General features: G+C 43.1%; 20 protein-coding genes and 1 tRNA gene. 16 read left to right on the top strand and 5 right to left on the bottom strand.

Going from position 1 to position 22855, the window contains the following annotated elements:
- The 15 genes from AB5H98_RS06165 to AB5H98_RS06235 form a co-directional block, all read left to right on the top strand.
- Positions 1–2102 (top strand): SpoIID/LytB domain-containing protein (locus tag AB5H98_RS06165; protein ID WP_367925042.1); only part of this gene is annotated, 2102 nt, incomplete at its 5' end.
- 126 nt (positions 2103–2228) lie between these two features.
- Positions 2229–3341, top strand: coding sequence for a DegT/DnrJ/EryC1/StrS family aminotransferase (locus AB5H98_RS06170; protein ID WP_367925043.1), 1113 nt, complete (start codon positions 2229–2231; stop codon positions 3339–3341).
- Between the two features lie 24 nt (positions 3342–3365).
- A complete protein-coding gene (locus AB5H98_RS06175; RefSeq protein WP_367925044.1) occupies positions 3366–4073 on the top strand; it encodes a WbqC family protein in 708 nt (235 codons plus the stop codon).
- 11 nt (positions 4074–4084) lie between these two features.
- Positions 4085–5035, top strand: a complete 951-nt coding sequence (locus tag AB5H98_RS06180; protein ID WP_367925045.1) for a hypothetical protein — start codon at positions 4085–4087, stop codon at positions 5033–5035.
- Positions 5026–5562 (top strand): GNAT family N-acetyltransferase, encoded by a 537-nt coding sequence (locus AB5H98_RS06185; RefSeq protein ID WP_367925046.1) that lies wholly within the window; start codon positions 5026–5028, stop codon positions 5560–5562. The genes AB5H98_RS06180 and AB5H98_RS06185 overlap by 10 nt, the downstream gene beginning before the upstream one ends.
- Positions 5563–7167, top strand: coding sequence for a glycosyltransferase (locus AB5H98_RS06190; protein WP_367925047.1), 1605 nt, complete (start codon positions 5563–5565; stop codon positions 7165–7167).
- A 34-nt stretch (positions 7168–7201) separates the two neighbouring features.
- Complete coding sequence (locus AB5H98_RS06195) at positions 7202–9253, top strand: glycosyltransferase (RefSeq protein WP_367925048.1); 2052 nt, start codon at positions 7202–7204, stop codon at positions 9251–9253.
- A gap of 16 nt (positions 9254–9269) precedes the next feature.
- Positions 9270–12044 carry a YfhO family protein gene (locus AB5H98_RS06200; protein ID WP_367925049.1) on the top strand — a complete coding sequence of 925 codons (2775 nt, stop codon included), beginning with the start codon at positions 9270–9272 and terminating at the stop codon, positions 12042–12044.
- 93 nt (positions 12045–12137) lie between these two features.
- On the top strand, positions 12138–13235 hold the full coding sequence (locus AB5H98_RS06205) for a DegT/DnrJ/EryC1/StrS family aminotransferase (protein ID WP_367925050.1): 1098 nt from the start codon (positions 12138–12140) through the stop codon (positions 13233–13235).
- 51 nt (positions 13236–13286) lie between these two features.
- A complete protein-coding gene (locus AB5H98_RS06210) occupies positions 13287–13796 on the top strand; it encodes a GNAT family N-acetyltransferase (RefSeq protein WP_367925051.1) in 510 nt (169 codons plus the stop codon).
- Positions 13784–14194 (top strand): FdtA/QdtA family cupin domain-containing protein, encoded by a 411-nt coding sequence (locus AB5H98_RS06215; RefSeq protein WP_367925052.1) that lies wholly within the window; start codon positions 13784–13786, stop codon positions 14192–14194. Before AB5H98_RS06210 ends, AB5H98_RS06215 begins: the two co-directional genes overlap by 13 nt.
- A gap of 1 nt (position 14195) precedes the next feature.
- Positions 14196–15209, top strand: coding sequence for a glycosyltransferase family 2 protein (locus AB5H98_RS06220; RefSeq protein ID WP_367925053.1), 1014 nt, complete (start codon positions 14196–14198; stop codon positions 15207–15209).
- On the top strand, positions 15196–16674 hold the full coding sequence (locus tag AB5H98_RS06225) for a hypothetical protein (protein ID WP_367925054.1): 1479 nt from the start codon (positions 15196–15198) through the stop codon (positions 16672–16674). The genes AB5H98_RS06220 and AB5H98_RS06225 overlap by 14 nt, the downstream gene beginning before the upstream one ends.
- 84 nt (positions 16675–16758) lie before the next feature.
- Positions 16759–17130: an EamA family transporter gene (locus tag AB5H98_RS06230; RefSeq protein WP_367925055.1), complete on the top strand. Its 372-nt coding sequence runs from the start codon at positions 16759–16761 to the stop codon at positions 17128–17130.
- Positions 17123–17479 carry a multidrug ABC transporter gene (locus AB5H98_RS06235; protein WP_367925056.1) on the top strand — a complete coding sequence of 119 codons (357 nt, stop codon included), beginning with the start codon at positions 17123–17125 and terminating at the stop codon, positions 17477–17479. The genes AB5H98_RS06230 and AB5H98_RS06235 overlap by 8 nt, the downstream gene beginning before the upstream one ends.
- A 142-nt stretch (positions 17480–17621) precedes the next feature.
- On the opposite strand, the gene AB5H98_RS06240 is transcribed toward AB5H98_RS06235, so the two are convergent.
- Together AB5H98_RS06240 and AB5H98_RS06245 are read right to left on the bottom strand one after the other, a co-directional pair.
- Positions 17622–17698 (bottom strand) — tRNA-Val (locus AB5H98_RS06240).
- 71 nt (positions 17699–17769) lie between these two features.
- Positions 17770–18282: a transcription repressor NadR gene (locus tag AB5H98_RS06245; RefSeq protein ID WP_367925057.1), complete on the bottom strand. Its 513-nt coding sequence runs from the start codon at positions 18280–18282 to the stop codon at positions 17770–17772.
- A gap of 217 nt (positions 18283–18499) precedes the next feature.
- On the opposite strand from AB5H98_RS06245, the gene ftsH reads away from it, so the two are divergent.
- Positions 18500–20335 (top strand): ATP-dependent zinc metalloprotease FtsH, encoded by a 1836-nt coding sequence (ftsH, locus tag AB5H98_RS06250; protein WP_367925058.1) that lies wholly within the window; start codon positions 18500–18502, stop codon positions 20333–20335.
- 40 nt (positions 20336–20375) lie between these two features.
- Here ftsH and AB5H98_RS06255 read toward each other — a convergent pair whose 3' ends face one another.
- The 3 genes from AB5H98_RS06255 to AB5H98_RS06265 form a co-directional block, all read right to left on the bottom strand.
- Positions 20376–21035, bottom strand: coding sequence for a hypothetical protein (locus AB5H98_RS06255; protein ID WP_367925059.1), 660 nt, complete (start codon positions 21033–21035; stop codon positions 20376–20378).
- A 146-nt stretch (positions 21036–21181) separates the two neighbouring features.
- Positions 21182–22171 carry a glycosyltransferase family 2 protein gene (locus tag AB5H98_RS06260; protein ID WP_367925060.1) on the bottom strand — a complete coding sequence of 330 codons (990 nt, stop codon included), beginning with the start codon at positions 22169–22171 and terminating at the stop codon, positions 21182–21184.
- Positions 22172–22276: 105 nt separating this feature from the next.
- A complete protein-coding gene (locus AB5H98_RS06265; RefSeq protein ID WP_367925061.1) occupies positions 22277–22828 on the bottom strand; it encodes a DUF4358 domain-containing protein in 552 nt (183 codons plus the stop codon).
- Positions 22829–22855 lie beyond the last annotated feature (27 nt).

Raw genomic sequence — 22855 nt, forward strand, 5'->3', positions numbered from 1 at the left:
ACTGGGCAAAGGCGGATCAAAATGGAGAGCTGGCCCAGGATGAAGTGGTCGAAGTAGATTCGGGCCGTGCGGTGTTTGGAACAGACTGCAGCCAGGTAGTAAATGGTTTCTACCAGACGAGCGATGGAAAGACTTATTACCAGGATATAAGTACTATTTATCGTATTGCTTTAGGCTATCATATGGCAGGCGAACATTTATACTATTTCGACTCGATAACTGGTGTTTTGTTTGTGCCGGATAAAGAAGGCTGGTTGGTAAAGGATGGAAAGGAATACTATTTCTTATCAAATGGAGAAATTGTGCGACCGCCGGTTATTGATTCGGTAACTGTTACGGAAGTCAATACTTCGACATCCAACGTGACTATTAATGCATCTTTTCCCGGAAGTCCCTGTGCGGGTTACTCTTTTGACGGCGGAAAAACCTGGCAAACATCGAACACTAAAAGCTTTGAAAGAGGTACAGTCATTGCGGCCGGAACGCTGATGGTTAAAGATACTACAGGCGGGAAGGGCTATATTGTATCTTACGACCAACAAGTGGAAATACCGAAAGTGGTTTTGAATGGTGTTTACGGCATTGACGTTTCCAAACATCAAGGAGAAATCGATTGGAATAAAGTGGCTGCCAGCGGTGTGAGCTTTGCGATTATTCGTGCGGTAGGATGCTATGAGAATTCTAGAACATCGTATATTGATCCTTATTTTGAAACCAATGTAAGAAATGCAAAGGCTGCCGGATTGAATGTTGGCGTGTATATTTATTCGCTTGCAAAGTCCACGGATGAGATGGTGGCGCAGGTAAACTTTTTCTTAAATTCCGCAGAGATGAAGAGGCTGAATGCTTCTGGAATTAAGTTTGACTATCCGGTATACATTGATTATGAAAATACGCTGGTTTGTGAAGGAACTACCTACGCCGAGCGAACCAATATTGTTCGTACTGGTATGGTGGTGTTGGATCAAAACGGTTACTATCCTGGATTTTATACATATCATTCTTTCATGAGCCAATTTGATGTAAAAGGCTTGGTGAATGAGGGATATGATTTCTGGTATGCCCGTTATCCAATGGTGCCAAATCCGGATGTCAACCCATCTACGACCTATAACCTTGGCTTTGAAGTTGGCATGTGGCAGTATTGTAGTGATGGTAATACAAATCCGGACATGAAGCCTTATGTAGACGGTATTCGTACCGCAGTGGATTTAAATCGTGTTTACAAAGATTATCCCACCTTGGTACACAACAAAAACGGTGGAGGCGGAACCATTCCGGATCCGGTAGATCCAGTTCAAATCATTACGGTGTATGATCAAGTTAGCAAGAGAAACGTAACAGATAGCATTGAAAATCTTTTGCCGCAAATTGTTCAGAATGAAGTAGGTGGGTTCAATAATGCAGAAGTCTGGAAGGCGCAGGCAGTAGCAGCACACAGTTGGTTGCTTTATCAGATGAGTATAAGCGATAATCCGCCTACGGTAGGGTTAAGAACACCGACGCAGGCTATAAAAAATGCTTGTGCTGAGGTAAAAGACAAAATTGTAACCTACAATGGAACAGTAGCAAATACCCTCTACGGTGCCAGCAACAGCACTAAAACCAATAGTGCGCTGAATATGTGGGGAACGGCTGTACCCTATCTAATTGAAGGAGTTGACAGTCCTGGCGATGCAAATGCAACGCATTCTACGGCAAGTCAAGGAACGGTAAAATCTCAAGGATTTACCTCAACAATTGGTTTGGCTCAGATGAAGACTAATATTGAAAAAATCTATCCCGGTTCCACAAACGGACGTACGGATTATGAAAACTGGTTGACCAACCCGATGCGTAGTAGTACAGGTTATGTTACATCCATCACCGTGATGGGCAATGTGACGACTGGAGGAAAGTTCTACGACAACTGTTGGGGTCTGTTTTCTCCAAACTTCACTATGAGGTACAATGGAGACGGTACTTGGACGTTTACTACTTATGGCAATGGCCACGGCGTAGGAATGAGCCAATGGGGTGCATATGGATATGCGCAGCAAGGAAGAAGCTGGGAATGGATTTTGCTCCATTATTATCCCGGTACTAAAGTAGAATCATATTGATTAATAAAAAAGGGGCGCACATTTTGTGCGCCCCTTTTTTCGCTTTTTAATGACTTATTGGCTCCTTTGTGCTATAATTAATAAGACTATGTATTTTGAAGACTGTGGATCGAGGATGTTAGAGAAATGAAGGATAAAATTTACGTTACACGTCCATTTCTTCCGGATCGAAAAGTATTTGATTCTTTGGTTGATCAAATTTGGACAAATGACTATCTGACGAATAATGGTCCGTTGGTTCAGGAGTTGGGTCAGAAGCTTTGTGAATATTTAGCCGTGCCGAATGTGAATCTTACGGTGAATGGACATCAGGCATTGGAGATCGCACTAAAAGGGTTGGGCATTTCAGGCGAGGTTATTACCACTCCATTTACATTTGCCTCTACCACTCACTCGCTGACATTAAACGACATTAATCCGGTGTTTTGCGATATCAAAGAGAATGATCTGACGATGGATGAAACACAGATTGAATCTCTGATTACAGAAAAAACTACTGCTATATTACCGGTACATGTATATGGGCATCCTTGTAATGTGGAAAAAATTGCGGAAATTGCCGAGCGGCATGGCTTAAAAGTGATTTATGATGCTGCACATACCTTTGGTGTTCGTGTAAAGGGTAAAAGTTTGTGCGCAAGCGGTGATGTTTCCATTTTGAGTTTTCATGCTACAAAGCTGTTCCATACCATAGAGGGCGGCGCACTGGTTTACAAGGACGAAGGTTATACGCGCGTTTTTAATGCCTATAAAAATTTCGGTATCGAGGGTGAGGAGCGGGTGGATTACATCGGCGGAAACGCCAAGATGAATGAGTTCCAGGCGGCCATGGGCCTGTGTAATCTGCCTTATATGGATGATTTGATTGAAGAACGCCGAAAGATTACAATGCGGTATCGCGAGAGATTGAGTGACCTTCCTGGTATTCGTTTCTTTGAACCGGATCGGCAGTCCGAAATTCAGTATAATTTTGCGTATATGCCGATTTTGGTTGATCAGGAAAAGTTCGGGATAAGCCGTGATGGAATTTATGAGAAGCTGAAACAAAAAGGTATTTTCACACGCCGCTATTTTTGGCCAATCGTTCCGGATTTCGGCTGCTACAGGGAAGCCCATGCGAAGGATGCGTTGCCCGTCACACGGAAGGTAGGCGAACAGGTGCTTTGTTTGCCTATTTACAACGGGTTGCGTTTAGAACAGGTGGATGAGATTGTAAAGGGCATCAAAGCGTGCCGGTAAAGTTTTGCCGAAAGAGGTACTTTTATGAGATTAGGAATGCATCAGCCATATTTTTTTCCTTATATCGGGCATTTTGCACTGATTCGGCATGTGGATCGATATATCATTGATGATGTGGTTCAGTATACGGATAAAAGTTGGATGACCAGGAATCGTATTCTGAATGCACAGAATGGGTGGCAATATATTTTCGTCCCGGTGAAGAAGCACGGCAGCAAGAGCCCGATTTATGAAATTGAAATCGACAATGAGAAAAAGTGGCAAATAAATCTGCTTAACCAGTTGCGCTATTATCGAAGAGCTCCCTACTTTTGTTCGGTGCAAGAGTTGTTGGAAGATATCTTTTCTGTCCCATGTACGCATTTGGCGGATTTTAACATACGCGCCACCAAAAAGGTGTGTGCTTATTTGAACATAGACACCCCGATAGAAGTTTTTTCTCAAATGAATTTGCAGTATAAAAAACCAACCGCTCCGGATGAATGGGCATTAAACGTTTCTTTGGCACTGCCAGGGATCACGGAATATTGGAACGCTCCGGGTGGCGCGGCTTTTTATGACCGCCAGAAGTATACGGATGCAGGTATTGAGATCAAATTTCAGAAAATGATTCTGGATGAATATCCACAAAAAGGTGGCCCGTTTGAGCCGGGACTCTCGATTATCGATGTCATGATGTTCAACAGCGTGGAAAACATTCAGGAAATGATGGATCATTACGAGTTTGTATGAGGACGGTGCAAATGAGAGAAATCGGCGGATATATGGAGCTGGAGCACTTCACTGGTGAGGAATATCACAAAGGTGCTTTGCGGTTTAATACGGCAACAAATGCACTTTTGTGGTTGCTAAAAAAACGTCATTATAAAACCATTTATTTCCCGGACTTTTTGTGCAAATCAGTGTTTACGGCTGTAACAGAGAAGACGAATTTGGAGATTCAGTTTTATACGGTGGATGAAAATTTTCAGCCCATATTAGAGAAGGATTTTTCTAAACAAGCAGTTCTTTATGTGGTCAACTATTATTCAAGCTTCGATTATGATTCTTTGAAGAGAATAAAAGCAAAGGCTGAACATATTATCGTGGATAATGTGCAAGCCTTTTTTCAGCGGCCCTTGCCCGGTGTAGATACATTATATTCCTGTCGTAAATGGTTCGGCGTACCGGATGGTTCCTATTTGTACACAGATATTCCATACAAAGAGGATTTGGTTCCTATGAGCGTTGGCTCATTGATGGACCACCTGGTGGGACGCTGGGAGAATGGCGCAAATGCTTGGTATAAGGATTTTCAGCGCGGTGAGGTGCAATTACAGCAGGAACCTTTGGCAGAAATGTCGCTTTTGACACGTAATTTATTATGCGCGGTGGATTATACTGCAGTGGCAGCTCGTCGTCAGGAGAATTTCCGGGTTTTGGCTTCGTCCTTTGACGATGTCAATTTACTGAAAAGGCGGATTGTAGGGGTTCCTTTTATGTATCCATTACGGCTTCGTGAAGAGCAGGCACAATACGTTCGAAGCAAGTTGTTGGAGTCAAAAATTTACATTCCAATTTTGTGGCCGAATCTAGATAGAAACGGTGAGCAGTTGAGTCGGAGTATTTTGCCTTTGCCGGTGGATCAGCGATATACGCAATTCGATATGATGTATTTAGCGGAGCGATTGAATGAGGTGCTTTCATGGAAATAATAGGAAAAATCGTGCGTCTGCGCGCGGTCGAACGCCGAGATCTTTCTTTGTTGAGAGATATGATAAATGACCCTTGGATAGAATCCATGACAGAAGGATGGCATTTTCCTGTTTCAGAAGAGATGCAAGAAAAATGGTTTCAATCCTTGAGTGATAGAAAAGAGTTGCGATGTGTAGTTGATATAGGTGGAAACGCCGTGGGTCTAGTTGGACTGTACGAAATCGATTGGAAAAATCGTAGTGCAGGTATTTATTACAAAATGGACCGTTGTTTGCAACATAGAAAGCGCGGCGACACGTTGGATGCAGTTTCAAGTTTGATTGATTATTCTTTTAGAGAACTGGGAATGAATGTGATTCATGCGGAGGTTCTTTGTGAAAATGAAAAATCTCGTAGGTTGTTAGAAAATCTTGGCTTTTTTCAAGAAGGAATTATCCGTCAAAGGGTTTATAAAGGTGGAAAATTTCATGATCAATGTATTTTCTCCCTTTTAAAGGCTGAATACGATCAAGGGAATGAAGAGTAAATGGTAAGTGATAGACTTCCAAAAGTAGATGTGTTTTTAAGCTCCTACAATCATGTGGATTTTTTGAGAGAAAGCATCGATAGTATTTTGCAGCAGAGTTATCGAGATTTTGTTTTGACCATTGTGGACGATGGGTCTACCGATGGCAGTCAGGATGTTATTAGAAGTTATGATGACCCAAGGATAAAAAAGATTCTGTTAGAGGAAAATACGGGCTGTGGATATTATCAAGATGTTTTGTCGTCCATGACGGCAAAATATGTTGCAATCGCTCATTGTGATGATCGATGGATGCCGGACAAGCTGGAAAAACAGGTGGCCTTTTTGGACGCTCATCCGGATGTAGCGGCCTGCTTTACACAAGTTCAGGTGATTGATGAAGAGGGAAAGCCGCTAGAGGATGAAAAACATGTTTACTATAGCATGTTTCAACAGGAGAATCGTTCTCGTTTCGAGTGGCTCCGTTTCTTTTTTGATAAGGGAAACTGCCTATGTCATCCAAGCGTTTTGATTCGGAAAGATGCCTATTTGCAGTATGGGCTTTTCACAAATGGGCTATCAGGCATTCCAGATTTTATACAATGGGTGCGTCTTTGCCATCATGCGGAGATTTGGATTTATCCTGAAATGTTGTCTTGTTTTCGTGTTCGGAAAAACGAGCAGAATACCAGTGGAGATGCTGCCGAAAAGCATTACCGAAATTTTATTGAACAGTATTTAACACTCGGTGAATATGTGGATTTTAATTGTGCCGAAGAGTTTTTAAAAATTTTTCCCGAATGCCAAAAGTATCAAATTGACGGTGATATTCTTTTGGAGTATGCTTACGCGCGTGTTCTTTTGGAAAGAGAACATTCGCCAGCGAAACATCTCTATGCTTATCAACTCCTTTATAACTTAATGCAGACTTCCGAATCCAGACAAAAATTGGAAACATTGTATGGGTATACTCAACGTATGTTTGAGAAGGAGAAACAGCGGGAAGATATTTTTTCTCTAATCCCAGCAAGCAGCTTTATGGATGCAGTACTCTACTATGATGTCGGTAACGGATTTGATGAACAACATTGTTTGCGCCAACGAGTCTATATTACACATGAAGAGAAATTTTTTGTTAGATTTCAATTGCCCCAATTTAGTGAAAATGTAAAATCGCTTCGCTTTGATCCCGATTGTAATTTTTGGCGTATCTGTCGCAATTTGAGAGTAAAAGTAAATGGAGTGTCTGAGACCGTAAGTGCTCTTGGGGCAATTCGGCAGGAGAATTGGGATGTTTTTGAGACGCTTGATTCACAGTATCTCATCAAATTGCACCAAGAGATTGTGGGATTGGCATGGATTGAAATTGAAGGGGAGTGCCGGCAATTTTCGGCTTATCAGAAAGAGAAATACTGGATAGAACGGAATATGGAACAGGAGAAAACGATAGCCGTTTTACAAGAAAAACTTACAGTTCAGTCTCAGCAAAAGCAGTCTTTGGAGCAGAAAAGCAAGTGTGATCGGGAACACATTGAACAATTGGAAAAAGAAATCTTGCGCCTAAACGACAGTATGCGCAATCACCCGGTAAAAACGGCGCTTCACATTCTGTTGAAAAAAATTTGAAATGTAAAAACATTAAATATTAGGAGAGAGTTTCATGACGTTTGATTTTTGCTTCGCTACGTACAATTCGTCCAAGTGGCTTGATGGATGCGTAAAGGCCTTGGCAAATTTGGATTACGACAAAAAACAAGTAAGTCTATATTTTGCTGACAACGCCTCACAAGATGATACCGTCGCGCATTTGGAGAAGTTGAAAGAAAAGTACGGCTCATTGTTTGGTGCATTTGAAATTTTGCCCCAATCCGAAAATAAGGGATTTGGAACTGCAAGCAATGCAGCCGCTCGCGCTGGCCATGGAGATTATGTATTCTTTTTCAATGTTGATACAGAAATTTTCCCGGACGCTCTGACAAAATTGGAAGCGGAAATCAAAGTCAGTTCTTCGGAATGGGGCGCGTTTGAAATCCGCCAGTTCCCGTATGAACACCCTAAGTATTATTTCCCCGTTACCATGGAAGTCTCTTGGGCCAGCGGAGCAACTTTCATTGTGCGCAGAAGTGTTTTGGAAGAAGTAGGTGGATTCGATGAGACCATCTTCATGTATGCGGAAGATGTTGAGCTCAGTTGGCGAATTCGCCTGCATGGCTATAAGATTAAATATGTTCCGGCGGCCATTACCTATCACTATGTTTATAAAGAGGCTGGCGAGATTAAACCGCACCAAGTTGCAGGTTCCATTACGGCTAATTTGATTGTGCGTGCGAAATACGGCACTCATAAGGATATCCAAGAGTGGCATGAGTTATTTGAGGAAATGCGCCCACATTGGGCGAAGGTACCAGGCGTACCAGAGCTTATTGATCGTCAGCTCAAGAAAATTCACTCGAATATGCCAATGTACCGCAAATTCTATAAGGACTATGTGGAGCATTCGAATTTTACGCCTACATTTATGGGGTTTGATTACGAATTTGCACGTGAAGGAGCATTTTATAAAAATCACCTTCCAAAAAATGGTCCCAGAATTTCGGTGGTCGTTCGTACCTATCGTCGTCCGAAAGTGCTGGCTTTGACATTGGAGAGCTTGCGTTATCAGACATACAAAAACTTTGAGGTTATCGTCGTGGAAGATGGCGATGTACCTATGGCGAAGGAAACTGCCGAAAATGCAAAAAAATGGTTGGATCTTCGCTATATTCCGGCAGGTAAAAGTGTTGGTCAGTGTGAGGCGGGAAATATCGGCTTGCGCGCTGCAACCGGAGATTATCTGTGCTTTTTGGATGACGATGACTATTTCTTTGCAGAGCATTTAGAAGTGTTGGCCTGCTTGGCTGAAGAAAACCCGGATGCCGGTTTGGTGGTAGCAGGCTCTATCGAAGCCAAGACGATTTACAACAACGAAGATCATACGGATTTTACTTATGTTGTAAAACGTAATTTTACGCAGAAAAGTATTGAAGCATTTGAAATCTGCACGGATAATCTGTTCCCCATTCAGGCCCCTATTTTTAAAAGGGAATTGTTTGAAAAATACGGCGGATTGGATTTGCGTTTGGATGGCTTGCACGATTGGGATCTCTGGGTTCGCTACTATTGCCATACGAAGTTTGTAACAACTCAGAAAGTGACCAGCATTTATAAAATCCCCGCTGATATGCAGCAAAAAGAAAAACGCGACGCGTTTATCAATTACCATCGTAAAATTGTTTATGAGAACTTTAAAAATTATCAAATTACCCTGACTGCGCAAGATTTGCACCGAGTTGTTTGGACGCCGGAAATGGCCGAAAAAAATATGAAGAAACAAAATGAGCTCAAAGATCATGAGGCGGCTCTTCGTCAGAGTGCTCTGGAAATCAGCCAGTCCAATTCTTGGAAGGTAATGGCCCCAATTCGCATTTTGTTCAATATGATTCGGATGTTTTTGAATCTTTTGCAGCTTGTGGTCAACAGGTGTTTGGGCTTTTTGGGGAGACTGTTCTATGATTCGGCGATGGGATGGAACAAACTTGCTGATAAAGTGGGGCCACAGAAACCGAATTTGCAAAAGGCTTCTGTGGAACAATTGCATTCTTTTGTGATTTTGGCAAAGAAATCATTGAGTTTGAAAGGACCGGCCTTTTTCAAAAACCTGCTAAAAAAGTGAAGAGGAGAATGAACCGGTGCAGAGCACAAGGATGACCCGGCAAAAAGAATATTTGCTTTTGTTGTTTTTGTTACTTGGAACGTGTATGGTACTCTATGTCCCTTTTTGGACGGGCGATTACTATTATGCGTTTTTAGATGCGAACAACGATACATTTCAGTCGTATCTTCCTGTTTACCAGATGATTGTGCACAAACTTAGACTGGGCGATTTTTCTTTGATGGATATGACCAGTGGCATGGGGGCAAATATTCTCTCAATGCAAATGGTGATTTTTGATCCATTTGCAATTGTGCTGTATGCGGTTGGGATGCTATTGGGGGCGGATACAGTACCGGCGGCTCTTATCTGGGTACAAATTTTGAAAGTGATTTGTGCAGGATTGGCCTGTCATTTGTTCTTGTCATGCTTTCAATTACCCAGATACTCCCGCGTTGTTGCAAGCTGGATATATGCATTTTCGGCATTTATGGTAGGCGGTATAGGGCAGCACTATATGTTTGCGACGGCGCCTGTCTTTATGGCTCTGATTTTATACCTGATTGAAAAAAGTTGGGATTGCCGAAAGGTGATTCCAGTACTGGCAGTCTGTGTATGCGTACTTGGAGTTTGGAGCGTATATTTTTGCTATATGACGCTTTTGGCCGCTGGATGCTATGCGATTTTGCGATTTTTTCAGCGCGCACCAAAGATTTCCTTGGCAAGGGTCGTTTCCTGGTTTGCTCCGTTGCTGGCGAGCGTTGTCATTGGAGTTTTGTTGGCTGGTGGGATCTTAATTCCCACAGTATATCAAATGCTGACGGTATCCACTCGGATTTCTGATACAGGCGAGAGCTGGCTCGGAAAGATGTTGCAGCCGCATTCGCTTTCTTGGTTGAAAACTTTTTTCCTTCGTTGGTTTTCGGAGCAAGCAGAAGGGACGATGAATCGGTGGCAGGGGGATAGAACTCATTTTAACTCGCCCCATTTGTATTTTTCAGCATTATTATGTGTATGTCTGCCTCAATATGTTGCCGCAATTTGGAAGGGTGAACGCGGTAGGACTAGGTCGGTTACTTTGGCTGCGTTGTTGTTCGCCGCGCTTTCTTTTGTCGTGCCTGTGACAGGTATCGTTTTTAATGCTTTTGTAGAATATACAGCGCGGTATGTATTTGTCTTCCTTCCCGCGTTCGCGTTTATTATTGCGTATGTATTAGCGGCAGCTTGGCAAAAACATTTTTTCTCAAAGGGTGCTGCATTGGTCACAATAGGCGGTGTTTGTGTAGCCGTTATGCTTAGTAATTGGTCTGAGCGAAGACTGCTTTCGGTGGCTCTCGCGGTTGATTATTTGGCAATCATAGGTGCGCTCGTGGGGGTGTTTCTGCTATCGAAGGAGCGGATACAGCAAAAGCGCTTGATTCAATGTGCTTTGTTTGGAATTGTAGGAATTGGCGTTGTGAACGAGAGCGTAGCCGGTTTGTATATCAGTCGGAATGCAGTTTCTTCTCAGGTATATAAAGATGGATATAATACGCAGACGGCGGATTATATGGAGCAATTAAATGCGGAGAATCCTTCTGCATTTATACGAATGGAAAATAATTTTACTGGCTGGGGAAACTTTTCTGTATATGACAATTCTATGGCACAACGTTTTCGAGGAACGAGCTTTTACAACAGTATTGTCAACAAGAATCTTCAGGCTTTCCGCGAAACCTTTGGGGATGGAATAAGTAAGACTTCAGGATATTACAGCATTGGTGTATTTGGCCGTCCAATGGATGATACGATTGCGGATCTTTTGGGAATTCAGTATGTATTTTCCAATTATCCTTCAAGGGAGCAGGGCTGGAAGCTGATATATGATTACAATGATAATAAATACGGTTCCTTTGCTCCAGGGTATATGTATTTAAATGAATCAGTCAATACTGCTGGATTGTTGTTTTACTCATGGTATACAGAGCAGACACTTGATTCCATGACCAGTGTGGAACGTCAGGCGGCACTTGCATTCGGTACTTCTTTGAACCAGGAAGCAGAGAATGTTCCCATGGAGACGCCCAATGAGCTAAAATCGGTGGATGCGATTCAGAATATTGCAGTCACTGAGTGGGCTTCACAGGCGGCGGATGGTACTTATGAGATATTGCCTATTATGGGAACAGAGCAGTCATTGAATGCGTATGATTTATCCAATGGTTTGACGTTGAACTTTGATGAGCAGCAGCTTGCCAAAAAAGACCGTAGATCCTGGTTATCTTTTGACGTGAAAAGCAAGCAATCGTCCGTTTTGACAGTTGCGATCGATATCGGAAACGGTTATGACACATTCTATTGGTCTAATAAAACCGTGTCTCTTGGCGAAAATGAGCAGCAAACGGTGACAGTGGCATTGCCTACGGATACGGTGCAGGTGACTTTATGCCTGCAGAGTGCAGAATCCGTTCAAGTGGAGAATGTACAAGTATTGGCGACAGATGGAAAAGGCTACTCGAACGAAGGAGTGGTATTGAAAAATCCGGCCATGGGAGGAAGAATTGAAGGTAGTGTAGAGACTCAGCAACCTGCAATTTTACTGATTCCTGTTTTTTATGAGCCTGGATGGACTGCCGTTGTGGATGGAGAGCCCGCTGATATTCTGATTGCAGACAAAGGGTTCTGTGCTTTGGAACTTTCACAGGGAACGCATACGGTGGCTTTGATTTATGATACCCCTGGGATAAAAGCAGGAATGTTGTGCAGTGCAGTGGGCGGGATTGCTTGGTTGATTCTGGTAGGCTGGAGCTGGCGTTTTAAAAAAAGAATTTAGATGGCGTTGGTCTTGAACCAAAGATTAAAACATGATATGCTGGTATAGCTATAAATATATTTTTGTATAATCGAGGGGATTCACTTGGATATTATGCCGAATAATCTGGGACGTCAGTTTCAGTTACATGCGCAAGAATATGAGCAGAAAGCAATAGAGGTTCTTCGCAGCGGGTGGTATATTTTAGGCAAAGAAGTTTCCGCATTTGAGAAAGAGTGGGCTGCTTATATAGGTTCGCAATACTGTGTAGGCGTTGCAAGCGGATTAGATGCATTGTGGATGAGTTTCCGTATTTTGGGTATTGGTGCCGGCGATGAGGTGATCGTTTGCGCCAATGCTTATATTGCCTGTGTAATGGGAATTTCCATGAACGGGGCTACACCGGTTTTTGTAGAGCCGGATGAATATGACAATATCGATGCAGAAAAAATTGAAGCGGCTATCACAGAAAAAACACGTGGAATTCTTGCTGTACATCTGTATGGACAGTCCTGTGATATGACCCGCATTATGGAAATTGCGCACAAGCATAATCTTCGTGTAGTGGAAGACTGCGCTCAAAGCCATGGAAACCATTGGCATGGAAAAACAGTTGGTACGTTTGGTGATATTGGCTGTTTTAGTTTTTATCCCAGCAAAGGATGCGGCGCGTTTGGAGATGCGGGCTGTATTGTGACGGATAATGAGGAAATAGCGGACAAGTTCCGTGTGTTCCGAAATTATGGAAGCCGTGTGCGTTATCAAAATGAGGTTGTGGGAACCAACAGTCGTTTGGATGAGCTGCAGGCGGGGCTTCTTCGTGTCAAGCTGAAACACTTGGATGAATTTAACGCAGAGCGGTGCAAGATTGCTGCGCGTTATGATGCGGAAATCACAAATCCACTTGTTCATGCTCCAAAAATTCGTCCGGGAGCGGACTCTACATGGCATCAATACGTAGTCCATGTACCTGGACATCGCGATGCGCTGGCAGCTTATCTGAAGGAGCACGGAATTGGAACCATTATTCATTATCCAATTCCCCCACATTTGAGTCAGGCATATGCTTATCTTGGCTTAAAAAAGGGTGACTTCCCCATTGCGGAACAGTATGCCAATGAAGTATTGAGCCTTCCTATGTACAATGGAATGACAGAGGAAGAGCAAAGTTATGTGATTGAATATATAAACAACTACGCGGTGTCAAAGTAAAGCAGAGATTATTTAAGGTCGAATATAAAAAATAGAAAGGGCAAGATACGTATGCGATTGCGCAATTTGCAACAGAAGGATGTTCCCTTCATTTATGAATGGATGAAAGATCCTTCGGTCAATTGTTTTTTTCGCTTTGATGCCGAGCAAGTAAGTTTGGAGACGGTTCAGGATTTTGTCTCCAACGCACAGGCGCAAGAAGAGAACCTTCATTTGGCGTGTGTGAATGAAGAAGATGAATATCTTGGCACGATTAGTTTAAAGCATATTGATCAAAAAGATAAGACTGCAGAGTATGCAATCAGTTTTCGAAAGTGTGCGCACGGTACGGGAGCTGCCCGATATGCAACAAAAGAAATTTTACGTATTGCATTTGAAGATTACCGTTTAGAAAAGGTTTATTTAAACGTATTAACGGAGAATGTTCATGCCTGTCATTTTTATGAAAAAGTAGGTTTCCACTATGAGGGATGCTCTCGTAGCCAAATCTCCATCGCTGGAAAAAGGAGAGATTTAAATTGGTATGGAATGACGAAGGAGGACTGGACGTGCACGAGATAAGCCAAGTTAGAATGTTGGAATTTCCGCAGCGCGGGGACGAGCGTGGACATTTGGTAATTGTTGAAGGAATGCAGGATGTTCCTTTTGAGATTAAACGCATTTTTTATATTTATGGATCTGATGCGGATGTCGTGCGTGGGCAACATGCAAATCGGCGCACGCAGTTTGTCTTAATCAATGTTGCGGGGCAGAGTAAGGTAAAAGTGAAGGACGGAAAGGGAAATGAGGCGATTTTTAGTTTAAATCGTCCACATACGGGAATTTATCTTCCCAGGATGGTCTGGAAGGACATGTACGATTTCTCTCCGGATTCCGTTTTGTTGGTACTGGCCAGTGAACATTATGATCCTGCCGAGTATATTCGTGATTATGATGTGTTTGTAAAGGAAGTAAATTAAAATGCCTAAGCTTTCCATTGTGGTTCCCGTCTATTTTAATCAGGACAATTTGGTGCCTCTTTATAAGGATATCAAAGAAAAGGTTTTTGATGTGGCTCCGTTTGAGTGTGAGGCTGTCATGGTGGATGATGGTTCGAAAGATGAAAGCTGGACGGTTTTGCAGCAGCTTGCTCAGCAGGATTCACGTATAAAACCGATAAAACTGTCCCGTAATTTTGGAAGTCACGCGGCTATTCTATGCGGTTTATCACATGCGACAGGAGATTGTGCTGTCGTGAAGGCGGCGGATTTACAAGAACCTACGGAAATGGTGCTCGAGATGTATGAGCGCTGGAGAAAGGGAAGCAATGTAGTCCTTGCGGTAAGGCAGGACAGACAGGAAAGTTTTGGACAAAAGTTATTTGCAGGGCTTTATTATTGGCTGGTAAGAAAAACCGCTCTTCCGCAGATGCCCAAAGGTGGTTTTGACACTTTTTTGGTGGATCGCAAGGTTATTGAAGTTCTGGAGCGTATGGACGAACGCAACAGTGCCATCACCGGGCAAATTTTGTGGAGTGGTTTCAAGACGGACACAGTATATTATGTTCGTCGAGCAAGGGAAATTGGAAAGAGTCGGTGGACTTTGAAAAAGAAGGTTCGCCTAGTAGCGGATACCTTGTTTAGCTTTTCCAACTTGCCTATCACAATTGTAACGACAGTAGGAGCTTTGTCGTTTGCAGGGGCTCTTTTGTGGGCAGTCATAGTAGCTATTTTTAAACTTCTTGGAAAAATCGGTGTATCTGGATGGACAACGTTATTTATTTTCCAGTTGTTTAGTTTCGGTGTGATCATGATGACACTGGGCCTTTTGGGCGGATATCTGTGGCGTACCTTTGATGCCAGCCGTAATCGTCCTGTGTACATCGTGGAAGAAAAATATCGGACGAATATCGAGAGGGAGAACATTTCGACGGAATCCCAAACAGAAAAGATAGCAGATGATGTGGAGGGAAAGCAGGTAAATGTCCCAAATTGAGAAACGACAAAAGTATCGTATTCCCCCCGCTGGAATTGCCTTTCTAGGCGGTGTTTTGATTTCATTTATATATGTTTCCCTTTTTTATCCGGACACGTATGTTTATGATAGTGCCCATTATTGGGCTTTGTCATATGGTTTTGCGGATGAACAGGGGAATTTGAGTTTGGCTGCCTATCCATCGGACTTTCGTGGGTATGTTTTTCCTTTGTATTTGTTTTTATCACGGGTATTTAGCCATTGGCTGGGGATATCGGATTCTCTTGGATTTATTTGTTTGGTTGCGGTGTCCGTTAGTTTTATTTTAACCATTGTGTTTCCTTATTTAATGGACTGGCGCGAAAAAAATTCGTGGGATTTTTTAAAAAGATGGATTCCGCTATTTTTGGTTTTGTTTTTTTGGCGTGGTTTGTTAGTGTATCCATTGTCTGATTTTTATTCGCTGGGATTTACACTGGTCGCATGTGCACTTTTTAAGTGGCTCTACAATGATCATCGGGTGTGGTGGAGTGAGATTCCTGCATCGATTCTAATAGGTGTTTTTCTTTATGCGGCGTATAATACTCGAACCATTTATCTTTTTGCTGTAATCGTCTTTGCCTGTTTGATATGCTTGCGCTTTTTGAAAGAGGGGCGTTTAGGAGCTGGAAAAAATGTAATACGATTGGTATGTATTGTGGCAGGATGGTTTTTATTGGCGGCTCCTCAGATATGGATCAATCATCGGTATACAGGTACATGGTCTCTTTGGGGTGTTGACACGACCGATATGTTTTCAGCGGGCCTTTTTTCTTTTCAATTGTTCAACGGGTTGACCGTTGATCGGTATGAAACGCTTTTAACTCCTAACGACTTTGGGAATATTCCGAATATATATTTCTATGATGACGTGGGCCTACAGATTATCAAATCTATCGGAAATTATGAGGGAACTCTTTGGGAATACATCCGTTTGTTTTTTACTTATCCATTGGAAGTGATAGGAATTTATTTTCGGCATCTAGCTAATCTTTTGAATCCTGTATACGGAGAGTGTTACATTTCAAATCTTCACCAATTTAAGATTCATGTTTCTGTATTTAATTATATTTTGATGGTATTTACTGCAATTGGTGGGGTTGATTTATTACAAAAATATCGCTGTATTTATGAAAATCAGGCGGGAAAGAGAAAAACAAAGATTTTGATTGCTTCATTTTTTGAAGATACTTCTCTTTGGTGGGTCATTATTTTCCCATGTTTGGCAATTATTCCGGGTGCTCCCGAAGTAAGATTCTTTTTTCCGGCATATGTGTGCATGTATGGCTTGTTGGCGTTTAAAATTCAATGGAAAAGAGTGGCACAGTGCATAACGACTCATCCAATTCAGACAATTTTGTGGTCCGTTGTGGGATTGGTTGTTTTGAGTTGTGTGTGGAGCGACACTTTTGCAAATGCTTCAACAAATGTTTGGTTGTTTTTGTGATATGGATTTATCCTTGGTAAGGTAGAATCTTGCAACCATGCGTATGAGGTAAAACTATTTTTATTATTGGCGAGGAGGACTTGCGTGAGTAAGGCAAGTAATATTAAAACATATCTGCTTTTACATGGGTTGATGCTTTTATTTAGTTTATCGCCTGTGTGTTCAAAACTGGCAGGACAGCAATCCTTTTTGTCTTTTCGCTTCTTTTTGTTTTATGGACTTGTCATTGTGATCCTTGGAATTTATGCGATTCTTTGGCAGCAGGTCATTAAGCGCATGTCTCTTACGGCCGCTTATGCCAATAAGGCGGTCACCGTGGTCTGGGGAATGTTTTGGGGCGCAATGCTATTCGGGGAAGAAATCACTTTACAGAAATGTATAGGTGCTGTAGTGATCGTGGCAGGTATAATACTGTATGCCTTCTCGGAGCAAAAGGAGGCGAAGTCCAATGAATGACTTTTCGTCTGTTTTGCCTTATGCATTAATTTCACTACTGGGGGTATTTCTCTCTTCGATTAGTCAGGTTATGCTAAAAAAAGCTTCCATGAAAAAGTATGCGAGTGTGTGGCAGGAATATTTGAATCCGTTGGTGATTTTTGCTTACGCGATTTTTTTTGGAACTACGCTTTTAGGCGTTCTTGCCTATAAAGGGATGCCGGTTTCTTTGGGCCCTGTTTTGGAAACCACGGCGTATTTCTATATCACATTATTTGGAGTGACGATTTTTCAAGAAAAACTGAATTTGAAAAAAGTGGTGGCTCTGGTATTGATTATTGGCGGAATTGTGCTTTATGCGCTTGGCTGAAAATTAAAAAACCGTTGCGGTAGTACGCAACGGTTTTTTTGTTGTAACCAAAGAAAATATCAAGATACAAATTTATTTGAGCCTTTTGTTGCTTGTAATTTATAAAAAAATAAATCCGAACCGTTTCGGTTCGGATTTATGATGGTGGAGAATTAGGGACTCGAACCCCAGACTTCCTGCGTGTGATGCAGGCACTCTAACCAGCTGAGCTAATCCTCCACAGCGGAATTTATTATAGCATGATTTGAGAAATTTGTCCACCCTTTTTTCAAAAAAATTCGTGACAAGATTCATTTTTGATATAAGTAGCCTTTTTGTTGCAAAGCATTTAGCACGCATTCCCGCTGTGCGGGCGTGGGACAGGAGAGCGTATGCAAATGAACATCTCCCGTGAGAGTGCACAGTGGTTGCGCGTCCTGTTCTTTTAAGGCCTGCCAAAAAAGATCAGCATCGTAACGACTAAAAATTTGCAATTGTCCGGATAATTGACCATAGACAGGATGTTCCACCACCACATCCAGAATTCCACAGCCGCAGTCCACAATTGTGTACAACTCATCCAGCAGGGAATCTTGTGAGTGCCGGCAAGCGACGGTTACCCGATCTCCCGTAGGAGCGGTCTGTAACATATAACCTCTAGGCGTGGCCAGTACCGGCGTTCCGGCAGCACGCAGCAACGCCACATCGCCGACTACAATTTGACGACTGACGCCTAACTCGCGCGCCAACTTACTGGCGCTGATGGGGGCATGACTATTTTTTAAGGAAAGGATAATGGCCTCACGCCTTTGAGATGATGTCATTCAACTTCCTGCTTTCTTTTAGTGGGTGAACCAGTGCTTACAAGGCTCAAGTGTATATGGAGCCTTCCATGGAGCTATTATAGCATTTTTTCTCAGAAAATACCCTGTTTTTTCATGTTGTATTCACAAATCACTCTGTTTTTTTTCATAAAGAAACGCTACAATAATAGCATGGCCCCAATTTAGTGTATGGCCATGAAATGAGGAGTGAATTAAAATGAATCAGGACCCTAAAATCCCCAAGCGAAGTCCATATCTTTACTATGCAATTGTGGCTTTGGTTGTCATGATGCTGCTGAATGTTTTTGTAATGCCGAAAGTGAACAATGCACAAGTTACGCAGGTGGATTATAGCACGTTTCTTCAGATGATTGATGACGGAAAAGTAGATGCGGTTGAGTTGGACGAGGAAGGACAGGAGATTTTGTTCTCTTCGACCGATGAAAACGGTCGCTCTGTCTATTATTCTACAGGCGTATGGCCAGATGATAATTTGGTAGAACGTTTGAGCGAACATCCCAATATCAAATTTAATCGCGTGGTGCCACAAGAGAATAGCTTTTTAATGACATTTTTGTTGACATGGTTGTTCCCAACATTACTTTTGATGTTGCCCTTGATTTTGCTCTCCCGCTATATGCAAAAAAAGATGGGCGGAAATTCCATGATGTTTGGTATGGGAAAGTCCGGCGCGAAAATGTATGTAGCTAGTCAGACAGGCAAGACATTTGCGGATGTGGCTGGCGATGAAGAAGCAAAAGATGCTTTAGCTGAAATTGTGGACTTTTTGCATAACCCGGCAAAATACAATTCTATTGGCGCTAAGATGCCAAAGGGCGTATTATTGGTAGGCCCTCCGGGTACAGGTAAAACGCTTTTGGCGAAAGCCGTAGCGGGTGAGGCGGGCGTGCCTTTCTTCTCCATTGCCGGTTCCGAATTCGTGGAAATGTTCGTAGGTCAGGGCGCGGCTCGTGTGCGTGATTTGTTTAAGCAGGCCAAGGAGAAGGCACCATGCATTGTGTTCATTGATGAGATTGATACCATCGGTAAAAAGCGTGACGGTTCCGGTATTGGCGGAAACGACGAACGTGAGCAGACTTTGAACCAGTTGCTGAGCGAGATGGATGGCTTTGACGGTTCGTCCGGCGTTGTGATTCTGGCGGCCACCAACCGGCCTGAAACCCTGGATAAGGCGTTGCTGCGCCCCGGCCGTTTTGACCGTCGTGTGCCCGTAGAATTGCCTGATTTGAAGGCTCGAGAGGCTATTTTGAAAGTCCATGCCAAGAAGGTAATGATGTCCGACGATATCGATTATAGCGCGATTGCTAAGGCCACGGCGGGCTGCTCCGGTGCAGAGCTGGCAAACTTGGTCAATGAAGCTGCTCTGCGGGCAATCAAACAAAACCGTCGCATTGTAACTCAAAGCGATTTGACCGAATCAGTCGATGTGATTGTGGCGGGTTACCAGCGTAAGAATGCCGTGTTGACGCAGCATGAAAAAGAGGTAGTTGCATACCATGAAGTAGGACACGCTCTGGTAGCTGCGAAACAGTCTAATTCGGCGCCGGTCACCAAAATTACCATTGTTCCGCGTACTTCGGGCGCGTTGGGATATACTATGCAGACCCCCGATACAGATACTGTTTTGCTGTCCAAAGAAGAGGCTTTGGCAAAAATTGCTACCCTCACTGGTGGCCGAAGCGCAGAAGAACTGGTCTTTGGCAGTGTCACCAGTGGTGCTTCTAACGACATTGAGCAGGCTACCAAGCTGGCTCGCAGTATGGTTACACGTCTGGGTATGAGTGAGACCTTTGACATGACTGCTCTGGAGACAGTGAACAACCAATATTTGGGCGGAGATGCCGCTCTGGCATGCAGTGAAACCACCAGCGCGCAAATTGATAAAGAAGTGGTCGGATTAATTCGTCAGGCCCATGAAAAAGCAATTAATATTCTTAAGGAAAACAACGATAAGCTTCATGAAATTGCCCATTATTTGTTGGAAAAAGAAACCATTACAGGCGATGAGTTCATGGCGATTCTGAATCAGTAAAAACAAAAAGAGAGGCGGTGTTTAAACCGCCTCTCTTTTTTTATTTTTGTAAATCATCCTGGTCTTCTGGGAAAGGTTCACGGGGCTCTTCTCCTGCAGGAAATTCCATTTCCTGCGTTTCTTGATTGTCTTCAAAGGAAGAAAAATCTTTTGGAGCAACACCCATTTCTGGCTCATCTTCTTCATCTGAGGCCGCGGCATAAACCGTATCCTTGATTTGATTGACAAATTCTCCAGCTTGATCCTTTACCTTTTCCATTACATCGGGAGCTTTTTCCACTACCTTAGAAGCCACGGCAACCCCAGCATCGGCAACCGCCTTTCCGGCGCCAACAAGAGCGCGTCCGGCCTCTCCAAGTGCAGAACCAACTTCCTCTGTGTTGACTCCCATTTTGCCAGCCGTTTCTTTCACCTTTCCGCGGGTATCGCTCCAAACATCGCTGGCGGCTCTCTGCACATTTTCTACAATTTCCGAAACCGCATTTCGCGTAGGTTCAGAAGGTTCAACCGTGGTCTCCACTTGCTCTTCGTAATAAGGCTGAGGCTCTTCCTGGGCATCCGTAGCAGGGGATGCAGAAAGATCTTCTTGCTGCAAAGAGTCCATCTCTTTGTTTTCTTCGTATTTTTTTGCAACTTTCACGGCAACAGCAGCTACGGCCGCAGCCGCACCGATCCCAATCACTTTGCTCAAAAAACTCATACAATCGCTTCCTTTCTCGAATCCCTGAGAACAGGCCTTCTATTTCCATTATAACTTACGGGGCAACACTTGCAAGAAAATTTTTCGTGAACAATTAAGCTCTTTTGTGAAAAAAAGAAGGCTTTTTTGTGTACTGTGTCAAAAAATTATTTGATGCCCAGTGCACGCCGCACTCGATAGACGACATAGGAAAAAAGATTTCCGATCATCCAAAATTCGATGTGGATATAATGGGGAAGATTTTTGAATTGAAATTTCGGCTTTTCAATTTTGGGGATAGCTTGAAACGCCTCACGTGCGCCTTTGATATAGGGAGTCCAAAATCCACGCAATCCAAACATAAGAACTTTTAAAAGATATCCCATCACTAGAGGCAAAAAGTTCAGGATAAACATGAACAGAGGCATATTTTTATAAGGCAGAAGAATGCTGTTGCGGCCACTTTGCACACTTTTAAATTCATTATAGCGTACTGCTCCTGTAGTGGCACCGCAGATATGGTAACATTTCGCAGCGGGGCAGTACATGTTTTTGTATCCCATACTGTTGGCACGCCAAGAAATATCCACGTCCTCGAAGTAGGCAAAAAAAAGTTCATCAAATAGGCCAATCTCATCCAGAATGCTTTTGCGATAGAGACTGGCACCGCCACAGGCAGAAAAAATACGCTGGGGCTTTTGATAACGGCGCCAATACATGCCGTCTCCACGTTTACAAGCCCAACCTAAAATGGTTACATAGTCACCGGCGTCATCTGCAAGGTCACGTTCAAAATGCCGGATCATCAAACTTTGCACCGCAAAAATACGCGGGTCTGTTTCCGCCATAGCAATGAGTTGTTCTAGCCAATCCGGTTCAGCAAAGGCGTCATTATTAAAGAGAACAACATAAGTTCCTTTGGCAAGACGAATGCCTGCGTTTACTGCGGCAGAAAATCCAGTGTTGTGATCATTTTTTACAAGGGTATATCGATCATGTCCCACATAACTTTCAGCAATCGCCAGACTCTCGTCTGTGGAACCATTGTCAATCACGATCAATTCAAAATCTTTTTCTGTTTGCGCCCAAATGGATTCAATGGAATCCCGAAGCCAACCAGCTCCATTTAAATTGGGGATCACGATACTTGCTTTCAAATCGTTTCCTCCGTTGCGTTGAGATACATTCAGTATAGCATAAACAGAAGAGCTGGTGCAACGGGCCTAAAAAAGCCTGCGGAAATCTTCCGCAGGCCCCCAAAATTATTTCAATGCATCCTGAATACTCTTCAAGACCGAGTCGCTGTCTTCGCAAACCACGATGACAATTTCACCGGAACTGAGCTGCTCTACCGTGCCGTTTTTGGCAATTTCATATTGGTCAGGTAAATAGTTTTCAAAACTGCGCTGCAAGTTGGACAAATAGTTCTCCAGAGTAGACCGAACGGCATCAGCACTACCGTCCTGAGGTTTAAAGATTCCCACCATATACGCTTTTACATTCATTAAAGAAATGCTGTAAGCATAGGTCCCCAAAGAAGCCAAATCATCACTGGAAAAACCAAGAGTGGTCATCTGCATTTCAATCATGGACTGCGTCTGTTCTTCATCCGCGCTATTAGGATTTAAGGTTAAAGTCGGCTGTTCTCCATTTTGTCCGGCAGTGATTGCATAACTTTGGTTCAAATCGTCGGAGCGACTTTCCATGATAATCGTTGTATAATCTTTGGCGGCAGTTTCGGAAGAAGAGCTCCCGCAGGCAGTCAGGCTTACGCACAAAGAAAGCGCAAGGATGGCAGCAATGAATCGTTTCATAAATCAATCTCCTTATTGGATTTTTGT

The organism is uncultured Ruthenibacterium sp. (assembly GCF_963558415.1).
Classification (GTDB): Bacteria; Bacillota; Clostridia; order Oscillospirales; family Ruminococcaceae; genus Ruthenibacterium.

Coding starts and splice junctions, on each gene's coding strand:
- AB5H98_RS06255 (WP_367925059.1), bottom strand. CDS start 21,035: ATGAGTTTTTTGAGCAAAGTGATTGGGATCGGTGCGGCTGCGGCCGTA.
- AB5H98_RS06170 (WP_367925043.1), top strand. CDS start 2,229: ATGAAGGATAAAATTTACGTTACACGTCCATTTCTTCCGGATCGAAAA.
- AB5H98_RS06190 (WP_367925047.1), top strand. CDS start 5,563: ATGGTAAGTGATAGACTTCCAAAAGTAGATGTGTTTTTAAGCTCCTAC.
- AB5H98_RS06205 (WP_367925050.1), top strand. CDS start 12,138: ATGCCGAATAATCTGGGACGTCAGTTTCAGTTACATGCGCAAGAATAT.
- AB5H98_RS06265 (WP_367925061.1), bottom strand. CDS start 22,828: ATGAAACGATTCATTGCTGCCATCCTTGCGCTTTCTTTGTGCGTAAGC.
- AB5H98_RS06245 (WP_367925057.1), bottom strand. CDS start 18,282: ATGACATCATCTCAAAGGCGTGAGGCCATTATCCTTTCCTTAAAAAAT.
- AB5H98_RS06220 (WP_367925053.1), top strand. CDS start 14,196: ATGCCTAAGCTTTCCATTGTGGTTCCCGTCTATTTTAATCAGGACAAT.
- AB5H98_RS06175 (WP_367925044.1), top strand. CDS start 3,366: ATGAGATTAGGAATGCATCAGCCATATTTTTTTCCTTATATCGGGCAT.
- AB5H98_RS06225 (WP_367925054.1), top strand. CDS start 15,196: ATGTCCCAAATTGAGAAACGACAAAAGTATCGTATTCCCCCCGCTGGA.
- AB5H98_RS06195 (WP_367925048.1), top strand. CDS start 7,202: ATGACGTTTGATTTTTGCTTCGCTACGTACAATTCGTCCAAGTGGCTT.
- AB5H98_RS06235 (WP_367925056.1), top strand. CDS start 17,123: ATGAATGACTTTTCGTCTGTTTTGCCTTATGCATTAATTTCACTACTG.
- AB5H98_RS06185 (WP_367925046.1), top strand. CDS start 5,026: ATGGAAATAATAGGAAAAATCGTGCGTCTGCGCGCGGTCGAACGCCGA.
- AB5H98_RS06210 (WP_367925051.1), top strand. CDS start 13,287: ATGCGATTGCGCAATTTGCAACAGAAGGATGTTCCCTTCATTTATGAA.
- AB5H98_RS06180 (WP_367925045.1), top strand. CDS start 4,085: ATGAGAGAAATCGGCGGATATATGGAGCTGGAGCACTTCACTGGTGAG.
- ftsH (WP_367925058.1), top strand. CDS start 18,500: ATGAATCAGGACCCTAAAATCCCCAAGCGAAGTCCATATCTTTACTAT.